At 48.3% G+C, this 16,842-nt stretch carries 11 protein-coding genes; 1 reads left to right on the forward strand and 10 read right to left on the reverse strand.

Annotation, left to right across the window (positions count from 1 at the left end; translation table 11 throughout):
• Window positions 1-156 precede the first annotated feature (156 nt).
• Window positions 157-2,592 carry an ATP-dependent helicase HrpB gene (gene hrpB / locus ELR70_RS19345; RefSeq protein ID WP_054015549.1) on the reverse strand — a complete coding sequence of 812 codons (2,436 nt, stop codon included), beginning with the start codon at window positions 2,590-2,592 and terminating at the stop codon, window positions 157-159.
• A 317-nt stretch (window positions 2,593-2,909) separates the two neighbouring features.
• Here hrpB and ELR70_RS19350 point away from each other — a divergent pair, with 317 nt between their 5' ends.
• Window positions 2,910-3,458: a metal-dependent hydrolase gene (locus tag ELR70_RS19350; protein ID WP_054015346.1), complete on the forward strand. Its 549-nt coding sequence runs from the start codon at window positions 2,910-2,912 to the stop codon at window positions 3,456-3,458.
• 105 nt (window positions 3,459-3,563) lie between these two features.
• Here ELR70_RS19350 and ELR70_RS19355 read toward each other — a convergent pair whose 3' ends face one another.
• The 9 genes from ELR70_RS19355 to ELR70_RS24945 all read right to left on the reverse strand — a co-directional run bounded on the left by ELR70_RS19355 (window position 3,564) and on the right by ELR70_RS24945 (window position 16,685).
• On the reverse strand, window positions 3,564-4,496 hold the full coding sequence (locus tag ELR70_RS19355; RefSeq protein ID WP_054015347.1) for a diguanylate cyclase: 933 nt from the start codon (window positions 4,494-4,496) through the stop codon (window positions 3,564-3,566).
• A 104-nt stretch (window positions 4,497-4,600) separates the two neighbouring features.
• Entirely contained in the window at window positions 4,601-7,312 is a 2,712-nt protein-coding gene (locus ELR70_RS19360) for a CHASE domain-containing protein (protein ID WP_241566328.1), read from the reverse strand.
• 86 nt (window positions 7,313-7,398) lie between these two features.
• Complete coding sequence (locus tag ELR70_RS19365) at window positions 7,399-9,756, reverse strand: ATP-binding protein (RefSeq protein WP_128064681.1); 2,358 nt, start codon at window positions 9,754-9,756, stop codon at window positions 7,399-7,401.
• Window positions 9,747-10,889: a cache domain-containing protein gene (locus tag ELR70_RS19370; RefSeq protein WP_128064682.1), complete on the reverse strand. Its 1,143-nt coding sequence runs from the start codon at window positions 10,887-10,889 to the stop codon at window positions 9,747-9,749. The genes ELR70_RS19365 and ELR70_RS19370 overlap by 10 nt, the downstream gene beginning before the upstream one ends.
• A gap of 315 nt (window positions 10,890-11,204) precedes the next feature.
• A complete protein-coding gene (locus ELR70_RS19375) occupies window positions 11,205-13,043 on the reverse strand; it encodes a GGDEF domain-containing protein (RefSeq protein WP_054015349.1) in 1,839 nt (612 codons plus the stop codon).
• Window positions 13,040-13,927, reverse strand: coding sequence for a hypothetical protein (locus ELR70_RS19380; protein ID WP_054015350.1), 888 nt, complete (start codon window positions 13,925-13,927; stop codon window positions 13,040-13,042). The genes ELR70_RS19375 and ELR70_RS19380 overlap by 4 nt, the downstream gene beginning before the upstream one ends.
• Window positions 13,928-14,239: 312 nt before the next feature.
• On the reverse strand, window positions 14,240-15,256 hold the full coding sequence (locus ELR70_RS19385) for a M48 family metallopeptidase (RefSeq protein WP_054015351.1): 1,017 nt from the start codon (window positions 15,254-15,256) through the stop codon (window positions 14,240-14,242).
• A complete protein-coding gene (locus ELR70_RS19390) occupies window positions 15,256-16,329 on the reverse strand; it encodes a YjgN family protein (protein WP_054015352.1) in 1,074 nt (357 codons plus the stop codon). The genes ELR70_RS19385 and ELR70_RS19390 overlap by 1 nt, the downstream gene beginning before the upstream one ends.
• Window positions 16,330-16,514: 185 nt before the next feature.
• Window positions 16,515-16,685 carry a hypothetical protein gene (locus ELR70_RS24945; RefSeq protein ID WP_164488164.1) on the reverse strand — a complete coding sequence of 57 codons (171 nt, stop codon included), beginning with the start codon at window positions 16,683-16,685 and terminating at the stop codon, window positions 16,515-16,517.
• Window positions 16,686-16,842: the final 157 nt, after the last annotated feature.

Below are 16,842 nucleotides of genomic sequence, written 5' to 3' on the forward strand. Positions count from 1 at the left end.
TCAAAAAATACAATGCACTAGCAGCGTTGTGCTGGCTATTTGCCACATGGTCGTTTGCCAGCTCGACATCAGCAAGGGTCCATCGTTAAGCGATATACGAAACCCTGCTCAGATTAAACTTAACCTGCTATTGAGAATAAACCCACCGGCTTGTTATCACATACGGCTCTTTACCCGATTAGTAGCCTGGGCCGTTGCCGGATCATCTGGCCAAAAGTGCTTGGGGTAACGTCCTTTCATCTCTTTTTGTACTTCACGATAACTGGATTGCCAGAAATGCGCCAGGTCCTGAGTCAGCTGCAAAGGACGCTGCGCCGGAGAAAGTAGCTCCATCAGTACCGGTAAACGCCCCTCACACAGTACCGGACTGTGGCTCATCCCATATACTTCCTGCATCCGCACTGATAATCGGGCCGGGCCATCAAGTTGATAATGGATGCGTATATTTGACCCGCTTGGAACGGTGATCCGCTGTGGTAATAGTACATTCAGGCGCTGCTGTTGAGCCCACTCCAGATTGCTTAACAAGGCCGTATACAAATCAAGCTTTTTTAACTGAGGAAGTTGTTTCACATCGTTCAGGTAAGGAGCGAGCCAAGCTTCTACTTTTGCCAGTAAACCCGCTTCATCAATCGCCTGAAACTCCTGAGGGTATAACGTTTGCGCTAACGTCATCCGAGTCAATAACTCTTCACAATTTGCATAGTCTTTAAATATCGACAAACCTTGCTGGCGGACCAGGGTTAACCAAGCTTCTGTGCGCAACTGCGTGTCTATCGGACCCGGCGCAGGCTTTGCTGTATAAATCCAGTGTCCCAGGTATAGCCGTTGTTCATGAACAAACTGTCCTGATTTTTGCTCAAATTCACATATATCCCGTTCAGTAAACAAATGAGGCAATGCACTTTGTAGATGTTTGGGCTCGAAAGCTGTCGCGCTAAATATTTGCTGACCTTTATATCCGCCTAAGTCGGCAATTGCCAGGTAGTTAGCATCCTGCCAAAACTCCTTGTGTGCACTTACACCAGCGCCATTAGCCAGCACCCAGCCCTGCCCACGACGTTTCGCAAGACGGTCTGGAAAGGCTAGTGCAACCACCAGCGGTAAATGCTCTATAGCTAGTTCGCCGGACGTATGTTGCAAACGTGCACGACGCAGCCAGAATAACAGTTGCTGACGAAAAGCAGGGTGTGGACGAGTCGCTTGCTGTTGCAGTGCAACACTGAGCTCTGCAGGTGCCGATATGCGACTTTCTAACAGCGCAACAAAATAACAGCCAAGTTCCACAATACCCGGGTATTCAGTTTCCAGTTCTTGTGATTTTAGTAACATATGGCCAAAACGAGGATCCGCGCCCAGCGACTGAACCTGTTTACCCAAGGGCGTAACCCGTCCACGGCTATCCAGGAGTTCCAAAGCGCTTAGCAACTCATTCGCCTTCGCAAGCTGCGCATCTGTGGGCATATCGAGTAATGCCAGTTCACAAATTTCGCTGCCCCACACTTTGGCCTCAAGCATCAGACCGCTCAGATCACTGCACAATATATCAGGCCGGTCATGGGCATCTCGACGCTCAAACAGCGCCTTACTCCCCAACCGATAAACGACCCCGGCTTCAATACGCCCTGCCCGCCCTGCTCGTTGCACCGCAGAGCTGCGAGAAATAGACTGGGTAATCAGCTCACTTACACCTGTGCGCAGGTTGTATTGAGCCGCTCGTCGCTTGCCACTGTCTACAACAACACGAATACCTTCTATCGTCAGTGAGGTTTCGGCTACATTGGTAGTCAGTACCACCTTACGCATTCCTTTAGGTGCAGGTACAATGGCAGCCTGCTGAGTTTGCTTATCCTGCTCCCCGGATAATGTTGCTAACACCCATTGTGGATCTGAAGCGATCGTATCCTGAAGTGCGCCGGATACATATCGAATTTCTTTCTGCCCAGGCAAAAACACCAGGATACTTCCGGTCTGGTCACTGAGAGCCTGACAGACTATTGACGGAATTTGCTCTAACCAGCGGCTTTCATCTTTGAGTGGAATGTATATCTCATCAATTGGAAAACTGCGGCCATCGGAGCGTACCACAGGGCAATCCAGAAATTGCTGATAGCGCTCACTATCCAGGGTTGCCGACATAACCAGTATATGCAGGTCATCACGTAAAGCCTGTTGCGATTCCAGTGCGAATGCCAACGCCGTATCTGCTGCCAAAGATCGCTCGTGAAACTCATCAAAGATAAGTAAGTCGACCCCCTCCAGCTCAGGGTCAGCCTGAAGTAAACGCGTTAATGTCCCTTCGGTAACAATTTCAAGCTGGGTACGCGCGGACACTTTAACTTCCTGACGGATCCTGAGGCCCACCCGCTCACCGACAGCCTCATTCAGCTGTGCAGCCAGAAAACGAGCAATGTTGCGTGCAGCCAGTCGCCTGGGTTCCAGCATAATAATGCGTTTAAAATGCCCACCCAGCATCAGTTGCATCGGTAACCAGGTCGACTTACCCGCACCTGGTGGCGCTTGCAACAAGACACGGGGTTGTGTAGTTAGCTGCGATAGAAGTTGATCATAAACGGCCTGGATAGGTAGCACTGTGCTCATTTTTATTGCTTTATCTAATTTGCTGTGGGGCTAGTTTATACCAATTTGCTTAATTAAGTGCTCTATCTTGAGGGAGAAAATAGGGTCGATAACACCGCTCCCGCGTCCTGCTATCGCTGAGGCACCTACATCCATGTAGGCGAGGCAAAAATTTTGCATTGTTACAAACCGTAAAGTTTATTGAAGCATAATTTTGGGTCCCCGAGCAAAGCTCAACTTTGACCTGAAAAAGTGGACAGACATCGCTTTGAATGGGATTATCCTTGCCATATGACATGCTGCGCAATAGACGAGTAAAAGAGGAATGCATGACCCCCAGTGGACACCTGATGATGAGCTGGCTATGCGGTGCCAGTACAGTCTCAACGAAACGAGAACGGATACTGATCACGTTAGCCGGCCTATCTCCCGATGCAGATGGCATCGGCCTGCTGGCTGACTGGATCACAGGCACTACGCGTCTCTACCATCAGTGGCATCATGTTTTAGGCCATAACCTGCTGTTTGCGCTAAGTATCGCAACTTGTGCAAGTTTACTGGCCCATACCGGAAAAAAGTGTGTATGGCTGATGTCATTTGTCGCAATCCATTTGCACCTGCTCACCGATCTAACCGGCTCAAAGGGACCGGATGGGTATCAATGGCCAATCCAATATTTTTATCCATTCAATCATGCCGGGTACACCTGGCAGGGCCAATGGGCTCTGAATGCCTGGCAAAATCATCTTATTTGGTTATGCCTGGCACTGATCTGTATCGGATACATACGACGCTGCAACATTTCATTTTTTGAACTGTTTGGTTCCAAATTGGATGAAGCTGCACGCAGGCTGTGCACCAGACTATTGTCGAGATAGCACACAAAGCTGTAAAGCCCTGTTATTCACCAATAACTTAAACTGGGTGGGCTGCACTGAAAACACGATGTGCAGCAAGCGGATTAAATAATAAAAACTGCCGTTTTATGAAGACGATACCGTCGTACATACCTGATATTGATTACGGCCAGACTCTTTCGCGTTATACAGCGCGCTGTCAGCTTGCTCAATCAGTTCGGCGGGCGTAGCGGCCTTGGTACTACCTGTACAAGACAAGCCCACACTCACAGTCACAAAGCGATGAGGAGAAGACGGATGAGCAATCGCCAGGTCTGCTATGCTTTGTACTACCTCAGATGCAAACTGTTGCGCACTGTGTATTGACGTGTCTGGTAACAGTACCGCAATTTCCTCGCCGCCATAGCGACATACCAAATCTACTGGGCGCCGGGCACACTCAGATACTTGCCTGGTCACGCTTTTCAGTGCTTGATCCCCTTCCAGGTGACCCAGACTGTCATTAAATTTTTTAAAAAAATCGATATCAATCAGCAACAGGGTCAAGGGCACGCGGCGCCTTAAACTGTCCTTTAACAGGCGGTCGATTTCGATATCAAAAAAGCGACGGTTATACAGCTCGGTGAGGCCATCAACAAAGGATTGTTTGGTCAGGATATCGGCCTGCACTTTGTACTTTAGGTGGGTGGTAATACGTTTCACCAGCGTACTGGCAACCAACGGTTTTTCAATGAAATCTACAGCGCCTGCATCCCAACATTTCTCCTGTACTTTTGGCTCCTGGCTTGAGGTGATAAAAAGCAGTGGAATATCAGCCAGTTCGGGTTGTGACTTAAGCGCTTTACATGCTTCAAGCCCTGACATCCCCTCTAAATTAATATCCATTACAATTAAGTCAGGCTTAATTTTGTGACACACTTTTAACGCTGTTTCTGCACTTTCAAAGCTGACTGTGCGACAAACTGGCTTTAGTATTCTGCTAACCAGTTTGCGGACCAACTTTGAATCGTCGACCACCAATACCGTACAACTTTCGATACTGTGTACAATTTCAAACATTGAATTCCATCCCGTTTACCCCGGATTCTGCCATTCTCCCCAACACTAAGACAAGTTAAACAGCCTGAGTTAATTCACGAGGATAACACTACAATCATAGCCTATTATACAGATTTCAACCGACCCAACGCGTTACCGGGCTGCACAGCACATTCAGAAATCACTTGCCAAAGCACTTTTTGCTCAATGGGCTTAGCGATGTAGCCATCAAAACCTGCATGCTGATACTTTTGTCGGTCTTCGGTTAACACATTAGCAGTCAGGGCTATCACTGGCAATGTCGGATGTTGCTGCTTTATTAACTTACAGGCTTCAAGCCCATCCATCACGGGCATCTGAATATCCATCAAGACAAACGCAGGACAGTGTCGATTTACCTGAGTGACAGCTTCCTGCCCGTTTGCCACCAGCACCACATCTGCATTACTTTTATCTAGCAATGCACGGATCACCAGCTGGTTAATTTCATTGTCTTCCGCAACCAAAACCCGAACACCAGATAGCTCCACAAGCGCTACCTGATCCTCTGACTGATTCATCTGAGCATGAGCACTTTTTTCAAGCGGTAAAAATACCGTAAACACGCTACCCACGTTTTCCATACTTTGCACATCAATGCTCCCTGACATCAACTCAACCAGAGAGTGCGTTATAGACAGGCCAAGACCCGTACCGCCGAATTTTCGGGTGGTTGATTTGTCGGCCTGCTCAAAACGTTGAAACAGTCGTTCCAGTGCCTCTTTACCAATACCCATGCCAGTATCGCGCACGGTAAATACCACGCCAGGCTCACCTTGCACCTCTTCAATCTCGAGGTCTACACCACCACGTTGGGTAAACTTAATCGCATTAGAAAGCAGATTAAGCAGTATTTGTCTTACCCTGACTGCATCTCCTTCCCAATTAACGTGTTCAAAGTTGCCCGTCACAGACAAGTAGATCCCTTTCTGAGAGGCCACCGCTTGCAGGTCTGTCTGAATATGGCTAATTAACTCACTCAGATTAAACGGCCGGATCTCCAGCGTCAGCTTGCCAGCCTCAATCTTGGAAAAGTCCAGAATATCATTAATAATGGTGATCAAAGCTTTGGCCGAATAGGTGGCCTTTGCCAGATATTCCTTCGCTCTGCAGGACAGCGGTTCCTCACTAAGCAGCTGTAAGGTGCCGTACAAACCATTCATGGGTGTACGGATCTCATGGCTCATATTGGCCAAAAATTCAGACTTAGCCCGGGTCGCATCCTCTGCCACTTTTTTGGCTTCTGCCAGAGCCTGTTCGTGCTCCAGTTGCTCTGTCAGGTCATACGCGACCCCCAGAAATCCCACCAGCTGCCCCCGATTATCCTGTAATCGCGATACACTCAGGCGTACGGGTGTGAGTTGCGCGCTCTTTTTCACATAGGTCCAGTTATTGATGTCATTTTTACCAAGCCGCGCTTTCGCCACAATGGCTTCAAAACCCGGCTCTACAGGATAGTCCAATTCCTGTGATAACTCTTCGGCACGTTGAGCGACTTCCAGTTCCAAATGAAACACTGCGGGTGTGAGTTTGCCAATCATTTCCTCGGCTTTATAGCCCAGCAGTTTCTCAGCCGCTGGGTTAAACACCGTAATGATCCCATTCACATCGGTTGCCACCACCGAATAGGTCGCACTATCTAAAATACTGCGCTGTAGTGCACCCACTTGTTCTATTTCAGCGGTTCGCGCCTGTACTTTTTGCTCCAACACGACATTGGCTTCAGATAACGCTCTTTCACGGGTTTCAGACAAGTCCAGTTGATGTGCTTTAGACTGATGTGCACGCAATACCAGCAACTGCACACAAAACACCACCAGCATCAATGCCAACGTGATCATGACCGCTTCGCGCAGTGCCCGGTATGGACTGGGTAACCCAAGCCCTTGTATGTAATCGGCTGTGGGGCTTAGTTCGAGCCGCCAGGTGCGGCCGTACAACTGCAGCACACTATGTCCCCGATACTGGCTGAGCTGTGTCTGTGCTTCACCACGACTAAAAAACAATGTACTGGCTTGGCGGTCTATGTCTTTGATCTTAATTACCAGATTGTGTTTAATCCCTGTTAATGAGCCCAGCACTTCATCAATCAGTATTGGGCTGTAACTCCAGCCTGCAAGTTGTAACATGCGCTCTTCCGGGGTATCTGGTGCATCGCTTTGGGTATAAACGGGCATCAAAATCAAGAAGCCATGCTGGACTTTCTGGTTGGCCTGCACCAGAGTGATGGGTGCCGTCAGCATCACTTCGGCGCGTCTGGCTGCATCGGTTGCCGCAACTCGGCGCATTGTTTCAGAGCCAATATCCAGCCCTACAGCCTGTTTATTACGCGATTCAGGTTCAATAAACTGGATAACATACAAACTTTGTTGATGGGCCGTCAGCTGCTTTATGTCAAATTGTTTATCTGGTCGCTGCTGTCGCGCCTCCTGCACAAACACCGATTTATTTTCAAAAGGTACAAAACGGATAAAACCAACCCCCCGTGCACCTGGAAATTCCCGTTCATGATAGCGACTGCCGGCATATCGCTGCATGCGCTCATAGTCAAAGTGCTCTGCCCCCACTGTTTGGATGGCACCATGTAAACCAGCCAGACCGTATCGATACAACGCCATCCGCTCTTGCACTGCCTGTGTGAGTAATGCTAAGTCGGCTGTCACGGCCTCATTTACCCGTGTATCAATACCTTGCAGATGTGACTGGTGGCTATGCCAGGCGCCCAGCGTGCCCAGGCCCATTACGAGCAGCAAAGGCCAAAGCAGTTGCCACAGGGGCCAGCTTTTTTGTCGCGGCACATCCTTGGGGCTGTCACATTAGTCACCTTCATCCGCCTTACCATAAACTCAATGACACCAGGCACTTTGTCCTTTTTGTCGGACGGTTAGTTTTCATTGCTTTGTTTTGACGCTGGCGACACATTAAAGACGCCTTCTTGCAGCACCTGTTCGAGTACCAGATACTGAGCTTCAATACTGTCGACCAGGGCTTGGTAATCGGCCCCATTTTCATGCCTGGCGCCTTCTTCCAGCTTGGCCAGTAACTGAGTCAGCCGCTGCGCCCCTATGTCGGCACTTTGTCCGCGCAAAGCATGGCTGATCTGCTTAACCTGACCATGATCTTGTTTTTTACAGTGTTCCTTCAGAGATAACAGTTTCTGGGGCGCTTTATTATAAAACAGCATACAAATTTGCAGATACAGCTCAGAGTCACCTTGCAAACGTGCAATGGTCCCCTCTACATCAAGCACTTCGCCCGACAACTCAGGCGTCTGCTCTTCCTTCACAACGGACACACTCTGCTCTGAAGGTGCTGTTGAAGAAGTACCTTCTAACTGATGTGAAGAATACTGTCTTTGTGGTTGTTGGTATGACTTAAACTTAGACAATACATCAAACAACAACTTAGGCTGTATAGGCTTAGTCACGTAGTCATCCATGCCAGCAGCCAGGCACCGTTCTCGCTCGCCTGACATCGCATTCGCCGTCATCGCAATAACCGGGATATGACGGAAAGACTCGCCCCCTTTTCCTTCACGGATTAAGCGCGTTGCCTGATAGCCATCCATGGTTGGCATATTGCAGTCCATTAAAACAGCAAACACAGGCTGGTTATTTTTTTCAGCGTTTAATAGTCCGCTCAACGCCTCGTGGCCCGATTGGCAAGTGACAACATGAGCATGGATCCCCTGCAGGATCCCTCGGGCTACTTCCCGATTGATCTGATTATCATCTACAATCATCACCGTAGCACCGCCCAGGTCGTTCTGCTCCGTACATTGTATACTGGGCACCATGACCTGATGCTGATTTTTTAGCATCTTAGCAATTGCATCCTGGTCAAAGACCGACAGGAACGCCCCCAAACGAATAGGTTTCACCAACTTAGCTAGATATCCCTGGGCGACATTCTGATGAGTAAATTCACTATAAAGCACTATGGCTCGCTTATACACAGGGGTATCGAGCAAATTCTGCATATGGGGATGGTCGTGGTCAAGCACCACAAATTCACCATCATGCTCCACCAAAATACCACCATATTTATCTATCACATGTGAAAGATAGCTGTGCTCGCGAGCATCTTCGACATGAAGCTCGAAGCGCCGGCCATCCAGGGTATTTTCATGAGGCTTGGGCTTGGCCGTATCCAGTGCAAACGGCAAAGTAAAATAAAACTTGCTGCCGACGTTTTTCTGCGATTCAAAGCCGATTTCTCCGCCCATTAATTCACAGAGATTTTTGCAAATCGACAAACCCAGCCCGGTGCCACCAAACTCTGCACTGACACCACTGTCTTCCTGAGTAAAGGCAGAGAAAATTTTATGATGATTATGTTTATCTATCCCAACTCCTGTGTCTTCCACGGTCACAGTGAGATACACTTTGCCCTCCTCCTTAGTCGTCAGAGCACGTACGCAAACACATCCCTTACTGGTAAATTTAATGGCATTGCTCACCAGGTTGAAGACCACCTGCTTAATGCGCCCGGCATCTCCCGCCAGCTCAACAAAATCAATGTCTGTTACATCTACCACAAGGGTCAGCTGTTTTTCATACGCTTTTAGTGAAATGGAGGTGACAACATGCTCGACCACGGAAATAGGATTGAGTGGCTCCTGTTCCAGCTCCAATTTACCAGCCTCAATTTTAGACAAATCGAGAATATCGTTGATCAAAGAGGCCAGTGTCGATGAGCTGGTTTCGGTCATTTCCAGATAAGACAACTGCTTTTTAGTGAGAGGTTCGCGGCGAATGAGGTTCAGCGTGCCCAAAATACCATTCAGTGGGGTGCGCATTTCATGGCTGATGGTAGAGATAAAGGCACTCTTAACCGCCGACGCTTTCACTGCCTTGGCTTTTTCTGCTTCCAGCTCTGCCGTGCGCGCTTGTACCAAACGCTCCAAACTTTCGTTGGCACTTTTAACTTGCTGCTCGCTAATCTTTTCTTTGGTTGTGTCGCGACCAAACAAGGTGATCCCAACCAGCTGATTATCGGGACCTCGCACAGGGGAGACGGTAAAGTTTACATGCCGGGTCTGGTCTTGTAGCGTGTAGCTTTCATACCAATCGGTATCTTTTGATTTTGAGCCGTCTTCATTTTTGAAATAAGACATAGCATCCTGCAAACGATCCATGGGTAACTCAATCAGATCGGTAATTTTGTGCTGTCGCTCACTGGCCGCCAGACTGGGGAAAATCAGTAAAGACGCACTGTTGTACGTCTGAACATTCAACTGCATATCAAAGCTGATGATTGGCTCATCAGCCCCGTCAATAATAGACTCATAGACAGCCTTGTCTTCCTGATACTGCTCACGACTACGATAGAAAAGTACAATGCCCCCATAAACAACAGCAGCACTAAGGTTACGACTGTCAGAAGCATATAACTTGACAAGCGCCGCTCATTTAATAGTGCGCCAGCCTGCTGCGGCAAGGCAATAGCGGTAATAAACATTTCGTGCCCAGGCCCCTGATAACCGCTGTTTAACTCTCTCTGTATGGCGACCTGCATTGCCGAAGAGCCATGCTTTGCAGCACCGTCAACCCGCCCTTTTGCCGTGCTGTGTAACCTAAAATCATCATCAAACAAACGTGGCCGGGCCAAGTCCCGGGTGTAATGAAACACCGGCTCAGGGCCATAAATATAGTGCCCCTGGTGATCGGTCAGATAATACTCTCCGGTGTCATCATTGAGTAATTCAATCAGCTGCCAAGCGCTGGAATTAAGTACCAGTAAGCCAAACAGATCGTTGTCTGCATCAAACAAAGGCATGGCGATACGCAGCACAGGATTGAACGGACGCTGCACTTTGTTATTCTCAAAATTCAGGGAAATACGCGATGCAAAGTGCATTTCTTCGGACAAGTTCAGAGTTTCCTGAACATAATCTTTATGCGATTTATCCTGCAGTTTGGCTTCGGGGATCCGCTCTACCTTGCCACGCCGCCGGTCAACCCGAACAAACTCTCGTCCATCCGGCATGATTATCCGCAGCTGCAATAACTCCGAGTTATTATGGATAAGGGATTTAAAAATGGTGGCAATGCGCGTTTTCCACAGTTCAATGGGCTGATTGTCCTTTGGGTCAACGCCATTGTTTTTCAGTGCACGAGCAATGCCCGGAAAAGGCGGGGTATCTTTTAAAAAGTGTAGGTAGCTTAAATCAGCCCGATAGCGCCGCTCAAATTGCTGCGCAATATGCGCGGTATTTTGTCTGAGCTGATTTTCTACTTCAAACTGTACTTCACGTTGCAGCTTACGTTCAAAGAAAAACACAGCCAGTACAATCAGCAATAGTAAGAATACGCTGAACACGCTCGCGAACCAAGGTGTTTGCTTACCTAGCTTTGCCGACAGGATCCTTATCATAGTATGACCTTTCCCCTGTATACAGGGTGTATTCTAACGGTTTTTTACTGATATCAGCTTGGTCATAAGCCTGCACAGAAAGGGGGCTTTAGACCGAAAAATAACTTTGAAAACAGCTGTTACACACAAACTATAGTCCATGACGCGTACTTTACATGGCTCCTGTAAAGACTTTTCACTTTTAGCTGAATTCTCACGAGCAAGTTATTTATATTTCCCTTATCTACAGAGCATAGGCCAAACTCATCAGTTTAACACCCCGCCCTTCAACAATCGTAATGTTTTATTCTTTACTCCCTTTTTGATTAAAAAGACTTACCCGGCAAGTTTTGTACTGCTTACGGTAAATGCATCCAAATTTTGCTGCACTTGCTGCAACGTCATACCCAGCGGCTGGGCCGGCAGGTTCAGGCCAACCCAGGCATTACGGCCACCATGTTTAGCCCGATACAAGCAATTATCCGCCAACTCCAACACCTGCTCCCAGCTGCCAAGCTGTGTCTCGGCCAAACGTAAGGGGAAAGCAGCAAAGCCAATCGAGCAGGTGCAGCTCAGCGGCTGACTGTCCTGACAAAATGTAAACTGTGCCACCGCATTGTGAAGCCGCTCAACTATCTGTTGTGCGGTTGTCATATCGGTCTGGGGCATCACCAATAAAAACTCCTCCCCTCCCCAGCGGATCAGCTCATCCTGGCCTCTGAGCTCCTTTGTAACCACCTCAGCAAATTGCTGTAACACCAAATCGCCCGTCGCATGACCATAGCTGTCATTAATCAATTTAAAGTGGTCGATGTCTATCAGGCAAAAAATTGTACTGTGCGATACACTCCGCTCTTGCGTCAGGAGATTATCAGCCTCACTGAAGAAATAATGGCGGTTATGCAAACCGGTCAGGCTGTCGGAGTAACTCAGCGCTTGCAACTGGCGATTTCGCTCGTCCAGCTCAGCTGTTCTTTGCTTCACCTGCTCTTCAAGTAAAGATAAATAACGCTTATTCTGCCACCGCCAGTATATGAACCCCAATAATGCCAGTGCCAGCAGCAGCAACAAAGCGCCGCGTTGCTGCGCCAGACGGGTATTTTCAAGAATTTGTTGGTGCCGAAAGATCTCTTGCGCTTTTAAGGCATTGTCTTTCTCCAGTAGGCTTAGTTGCTGCTTTTGTGTTGCCAGTGCGTACTGTGATTCCAGTTGCAGTAACTTGTTGTTACGCTTTTGAAAGTTAAGTGCATCTTTGGTTAGTGCATAGCGCTTCAGATATAGGTGAGCCTGCTGATAATCTCCCAGCTGTACATAAGCGTTGGACAGCACAAACTGCAGTTCAGCCTGCTCTTCCAAAAACCGCGTCGCAAAGGTTGCCATTAACGCTGGCATGGCCGTTTCCAGTGTTTGCTGAAAATCGCCCGACTGTAACCAGGCCATAGACTGTAATAGCTTGAACCGGATCTTCATTCTTTGATTACGAATGAGCATGTCGCTTTGTGCAACACGATTGAGGATAGGTTGTGCCTGCTTAAAACGGCCAAGTTTGAGCAATGCCCAGGCCCGCACCAGGTACAATTTATCGACCAGCTCTGGCGCCCCGGTGACCACCACATCATCAGTATGCAGCACAGCCACCGCCTGGTGATAGCTACCAAGCAACACATACAAATATCCTTGCCATAACCTGTGTTCTAAAAGCAGTAGTTGAGCAACATAAGGCATTGTCTGGGTATTATTGTTCAATTGGGTGATCAGCTGGTGCACGTCATCCAAAGAGCGCTGTGCATAGTTATAACGCTCAAGATCCATTTCTAACCTGGCAATGGCCAATCGGCTTTGCGCCATCAGAACCATATCTTTTCGCTTAATAGCCAGCTGTAATGCATCGTTGTGTAATATCAGGCTCTGTTGATAATCACCATATTGCTGACGGATCTGGCCTTCAAGTAACAGGGTTTGAGCGACAATATCCAACGCGTCAATTGCCTTGGCGTCGCGCCGCAATGCCCTTAATTCGGGTAACAACGAGAGGTCAAAGTCACTTTTAAGCGTATCACTTAACTCGGCCAGCGACTTTTCAAGTACACTAGGTGACGCCAGCTCTGCAGCTGTGGTACTCACGCTGAACACAAAGCATAGCAGCCAGCCTGTCATAGAACCTAAGCGGATCATGGTCTGGATCCCTGCGGCAACATAGCCCGATTAATGACGCTCCAGTTCTGTACCTTGCGATTAATGAACCCGGACTCCGTCAACGCTTTGCGGATCACCCCACGACGCCTGAGTTCTTTGAGACCGCGATTTAATGCTGCAAATATCTGAGCGCCTTCAGGGTGACGCTTGCTGACAATAAAGTGACGCGAGTCGGGCAATACCATTTTCACCCCCTCTATGGGCACATAGTCACGCCCTTCAAACACCAACTGTAGAGATTCACTCACACTAAAATTTACCAGCATGCCATCGACAATGTCGGTTTCGACCATATTCAGCATACTTTCCCATGGGCCAATAAAGCTCACCAGGTTCATTTTACTGTTCGTCAGGGCGTGCCAGTCTACCCGCCAGCGAGGATTGGCCACCAGCGTCAGTTGCTCAAGCCCATCCCGTGTGGTCTGGTGCAGCGCCTGATTGCGCTTTGCTACATATATACCGGCTTCGTACTCTCCGAATTTGACGACCGGATCACTGACGTACACTGAGCCACGATAATTAATCACATCCTCATGCCAGACGGTACGCGCCAGGATCAGGCTCTCTCCGGCTATCATGTCTGTGAATTCGAGGATGTTGACTGAGGGTTTAGGATTGAATATCACCTCCCGAGTTTCGCCACCCAGGAACAAGGCTTGCTGCAACAACACCATTTCGATGATTTCAATATGAGAGCCCTGCGTGGTTGGCCGAAAGTCAGTTACATCAAGCACCGAACGGCCCTGCAAAAATGCCTGGTAACGCTGAGAAAAATTCTCGCTACTGATGATATCAACAATCAAAGGGTTGTGGGCTTTGGCACATTGCGACACAACAAGCAATAACAACACCAAAAACTTCATTTGCCTCCCCAGCACACAGATCAATCACAGCATTGTCTAGTATACAGGAAGGAGCGAGCGCAAGTTAACCTTAGAATAACAAAAAATAAGCACAATGAAGTAAAAACAAGTTATAAATCACGATTTCCAGAACAATAAGAAGAGCTTAAAAGAAATTAAAATAGTTCATTTAAAAGCCTGGGTGTTTTTACTGTAGAAAATGCGTGGACTGCTAACCAAAAAAGAAAAAGGCCTCACTGAGGCCTTACAAGAATAGCGGTTGCGAGCTGCAAACAGACGCCCATCAATAGCCAATTGTATTGGCTCCCTCTATCAAGGAGATGGAGTATAATTTCTGGCGTGCTCAATGCGCTCCTGCAAACTGGGATGCGTAGACAGGTATTTTAACCAATTTTGCTCATCTGTCTCACCTAGTCCAGCAAGTGACTCCAGTGCCTGAGCAAAATGCTCACCGCTGTAGTCCAGACGATGAAGCTGCGCCAGCGCATAGTTATCTGCTTCCCACTCCATATCTTGAGAAAATTGCAGATCCAGCAGAGCACTGCCTGACCCCAAAACCACCTCAGCAACTATGTCCATGTCACCCACCAGCATGGCAATGGCAATACTGGCCACCGCCGCCTGAGACGCCAGGCGTACGCTATGCATGCGCTCTACGTGACCTATCTCGTGTAACAAAATAGCTCTGAGCGCATCCGGGTTGTCGGCCAGTAGTCTTGCCAACTCATCGGTCACCACGACCTGTCCATGTGGCAGCGCAAAGGCATTGGCGCCAAAATGCTCAGAGTGATAGACATCAACGCGATATTTCTGCGCTGACAGGTCAAGCTGTGCAACGGTGTCTTGCCACAATTGCTCAATGACCGCCTGTTCTTCCTCTGAGAGCTCAGTAGGCGATAACACGGTACGCTCAATGAGCACCATAGATTGCTGGCCCATTTGCTCCACGACCGCATCTGGCATGGTCTGTACGGCTGTCACCGCAATTCCGGGGACCAGTTTAAAGAGCAAGGCATAGAGCAATACAGGTGTCGCTACCAAGGCACATACTATCAGGGCCAGATTGGACTCAAGAGTAGCCAGTAGCGAACTCTTACCTGACTGAAATGCCCAACGATATGACACATCCAGCGGCACAAAGCGCGCTCCGTCAGTGAAAGTCAGCTCACTGGCCTGTCCGGGTAAGTGAGCCGAAACGGTGAGCGTCTCAACCGAACTTTCGCACACACTCTCATCGTTCACGTAAATGACAATGTGGCTGTCGCTGAGCCGGGCAACGGCTTCTTGCACCCGGCTGCTGTTTGGCTGGTAAAAGTATCCCCGGATCATCAGGTCAACGAGATATCAACGTCGAACACATTGGCGGCTTCTTCAGCAAAGGAAGATTCAGCCTGCTGCGCCGTATCCAGCACCAGGTCTGCACCTGGCAGCAACACCACCTGAGTCGCCTCAGCCAGCGCCCTGACCTTACGCACTTTTGCCCAGGGGAATGCCAGGCCTGCGGTCAATACAATCGCAGCTGCGTTGGTTGCCAGGATCAAGGCATAACGCTGCGGTGCCAGAGTTGATTTAAATTCTGCAACCTCGTCAATTTGCGCATTGTTCAGAATATGATTGCGGATCAGCGCCTGGTAGATACCTTGCAATGCACTAATCACAAACAAATACAGAGGGACAATCAGGAACATGCCAAAGTTAACCGCTCCCAGCTCATCAGGGTTAATGTTGATACCACCTATCAGGCTGAATGCAAGGCCCAGTAGCATCATCACAAGTATGCCCAGCAACATCACCAGAATTGCAGCTGCATAGTATTCTTTGCCCTGTAATTGTACTTTTACTGGTTTATCACCGTAGCTAATATTATTGTGAATATACGCATCAATACGCTTGAGCACCCAGGGCATCAACAAATATAAGGTAAAAATACTGGCAAATGGTAACACCACAAAGTTCACTATCGCCTCGCCATAGCTGCCTTTAAAAGCAAAGCGAATATTGCGATAACGGGTCATACGCATACTGAACTTAAGGCCCTGATTTATCATCCATGGAACCAATAGTGCCAGTGCTAATGCCATCATCGCACCCACAAGCGGGAAATAGCTTGATATCATACTGTAGATAACGAACAGGCCAACAGCGAGTAAGCGGCCTTTGAGTATCTGTATGGGTGTTGCAAGATAATCAAACCTGTGCCCGTCAAGCAAGGTATGACCATAGAAATACTGTTTTGTCCGAACCGTCGCCCAGGCTGAGTAAATACCCAGTGTCACCAGTGTCAGTAACATGTTGACAATCCAGATACCAAAATACTCCTTACCGTTACCGGTAAATTGCAGTTGGGATGGTGTAGGTTGACTGCCCGATTCGGCAGTAGTGGTAGTAGAAGTCGAGTCCATTGTTGGCTTCCTAATATCGTTATTCTTTTGTTTTCACATTGTTAACGTTTTCATGGAGATATGTTCCCACGAAAACTACGGGAAGGTACATTAGAAAAGCAACCAGTGCAACGTCTAAAAGCAAAACGCCGACGTAACTTGTCAGTTACCTCGGCGCTGTGTCTGAGTTGATGAGCTTGTTTTACTTAGCAAGCACGAGTCAACCAGTTCAGGAAGTGACGGGCTTCGCTGCCACTTGAGAATTGCGTTTGTTTGCGGCCTGTGCCATCAGCAAAAACGACTTTTGATTTGTTCACCGAAATTGAGCGAATAGGTTGCTCAACACGGATCTCTGTTCCGTTGTATGTATAAGACATAATAAAACTCACTTTTATAATGCGCAGCCTGAGGGCTAACGCTTTAAACATTAAACGAGCTTTATGACAGTTTGATACCAAACCTGAAAAAATCTGCGAACAATTTCTCGACACTTTTGAGTCAACAAACCGACGCGCTTCAAGAGAAATGGTACTG

Source organism: Pseudoalteromonas sp. R3 (assembly GCF_004014715.1).
Lineage (GTDB): Bacteria > Pseudomonadota > Gammaproteobacteria > Enterobacterales > Alteromonadaceae > Pseudoalteromonas.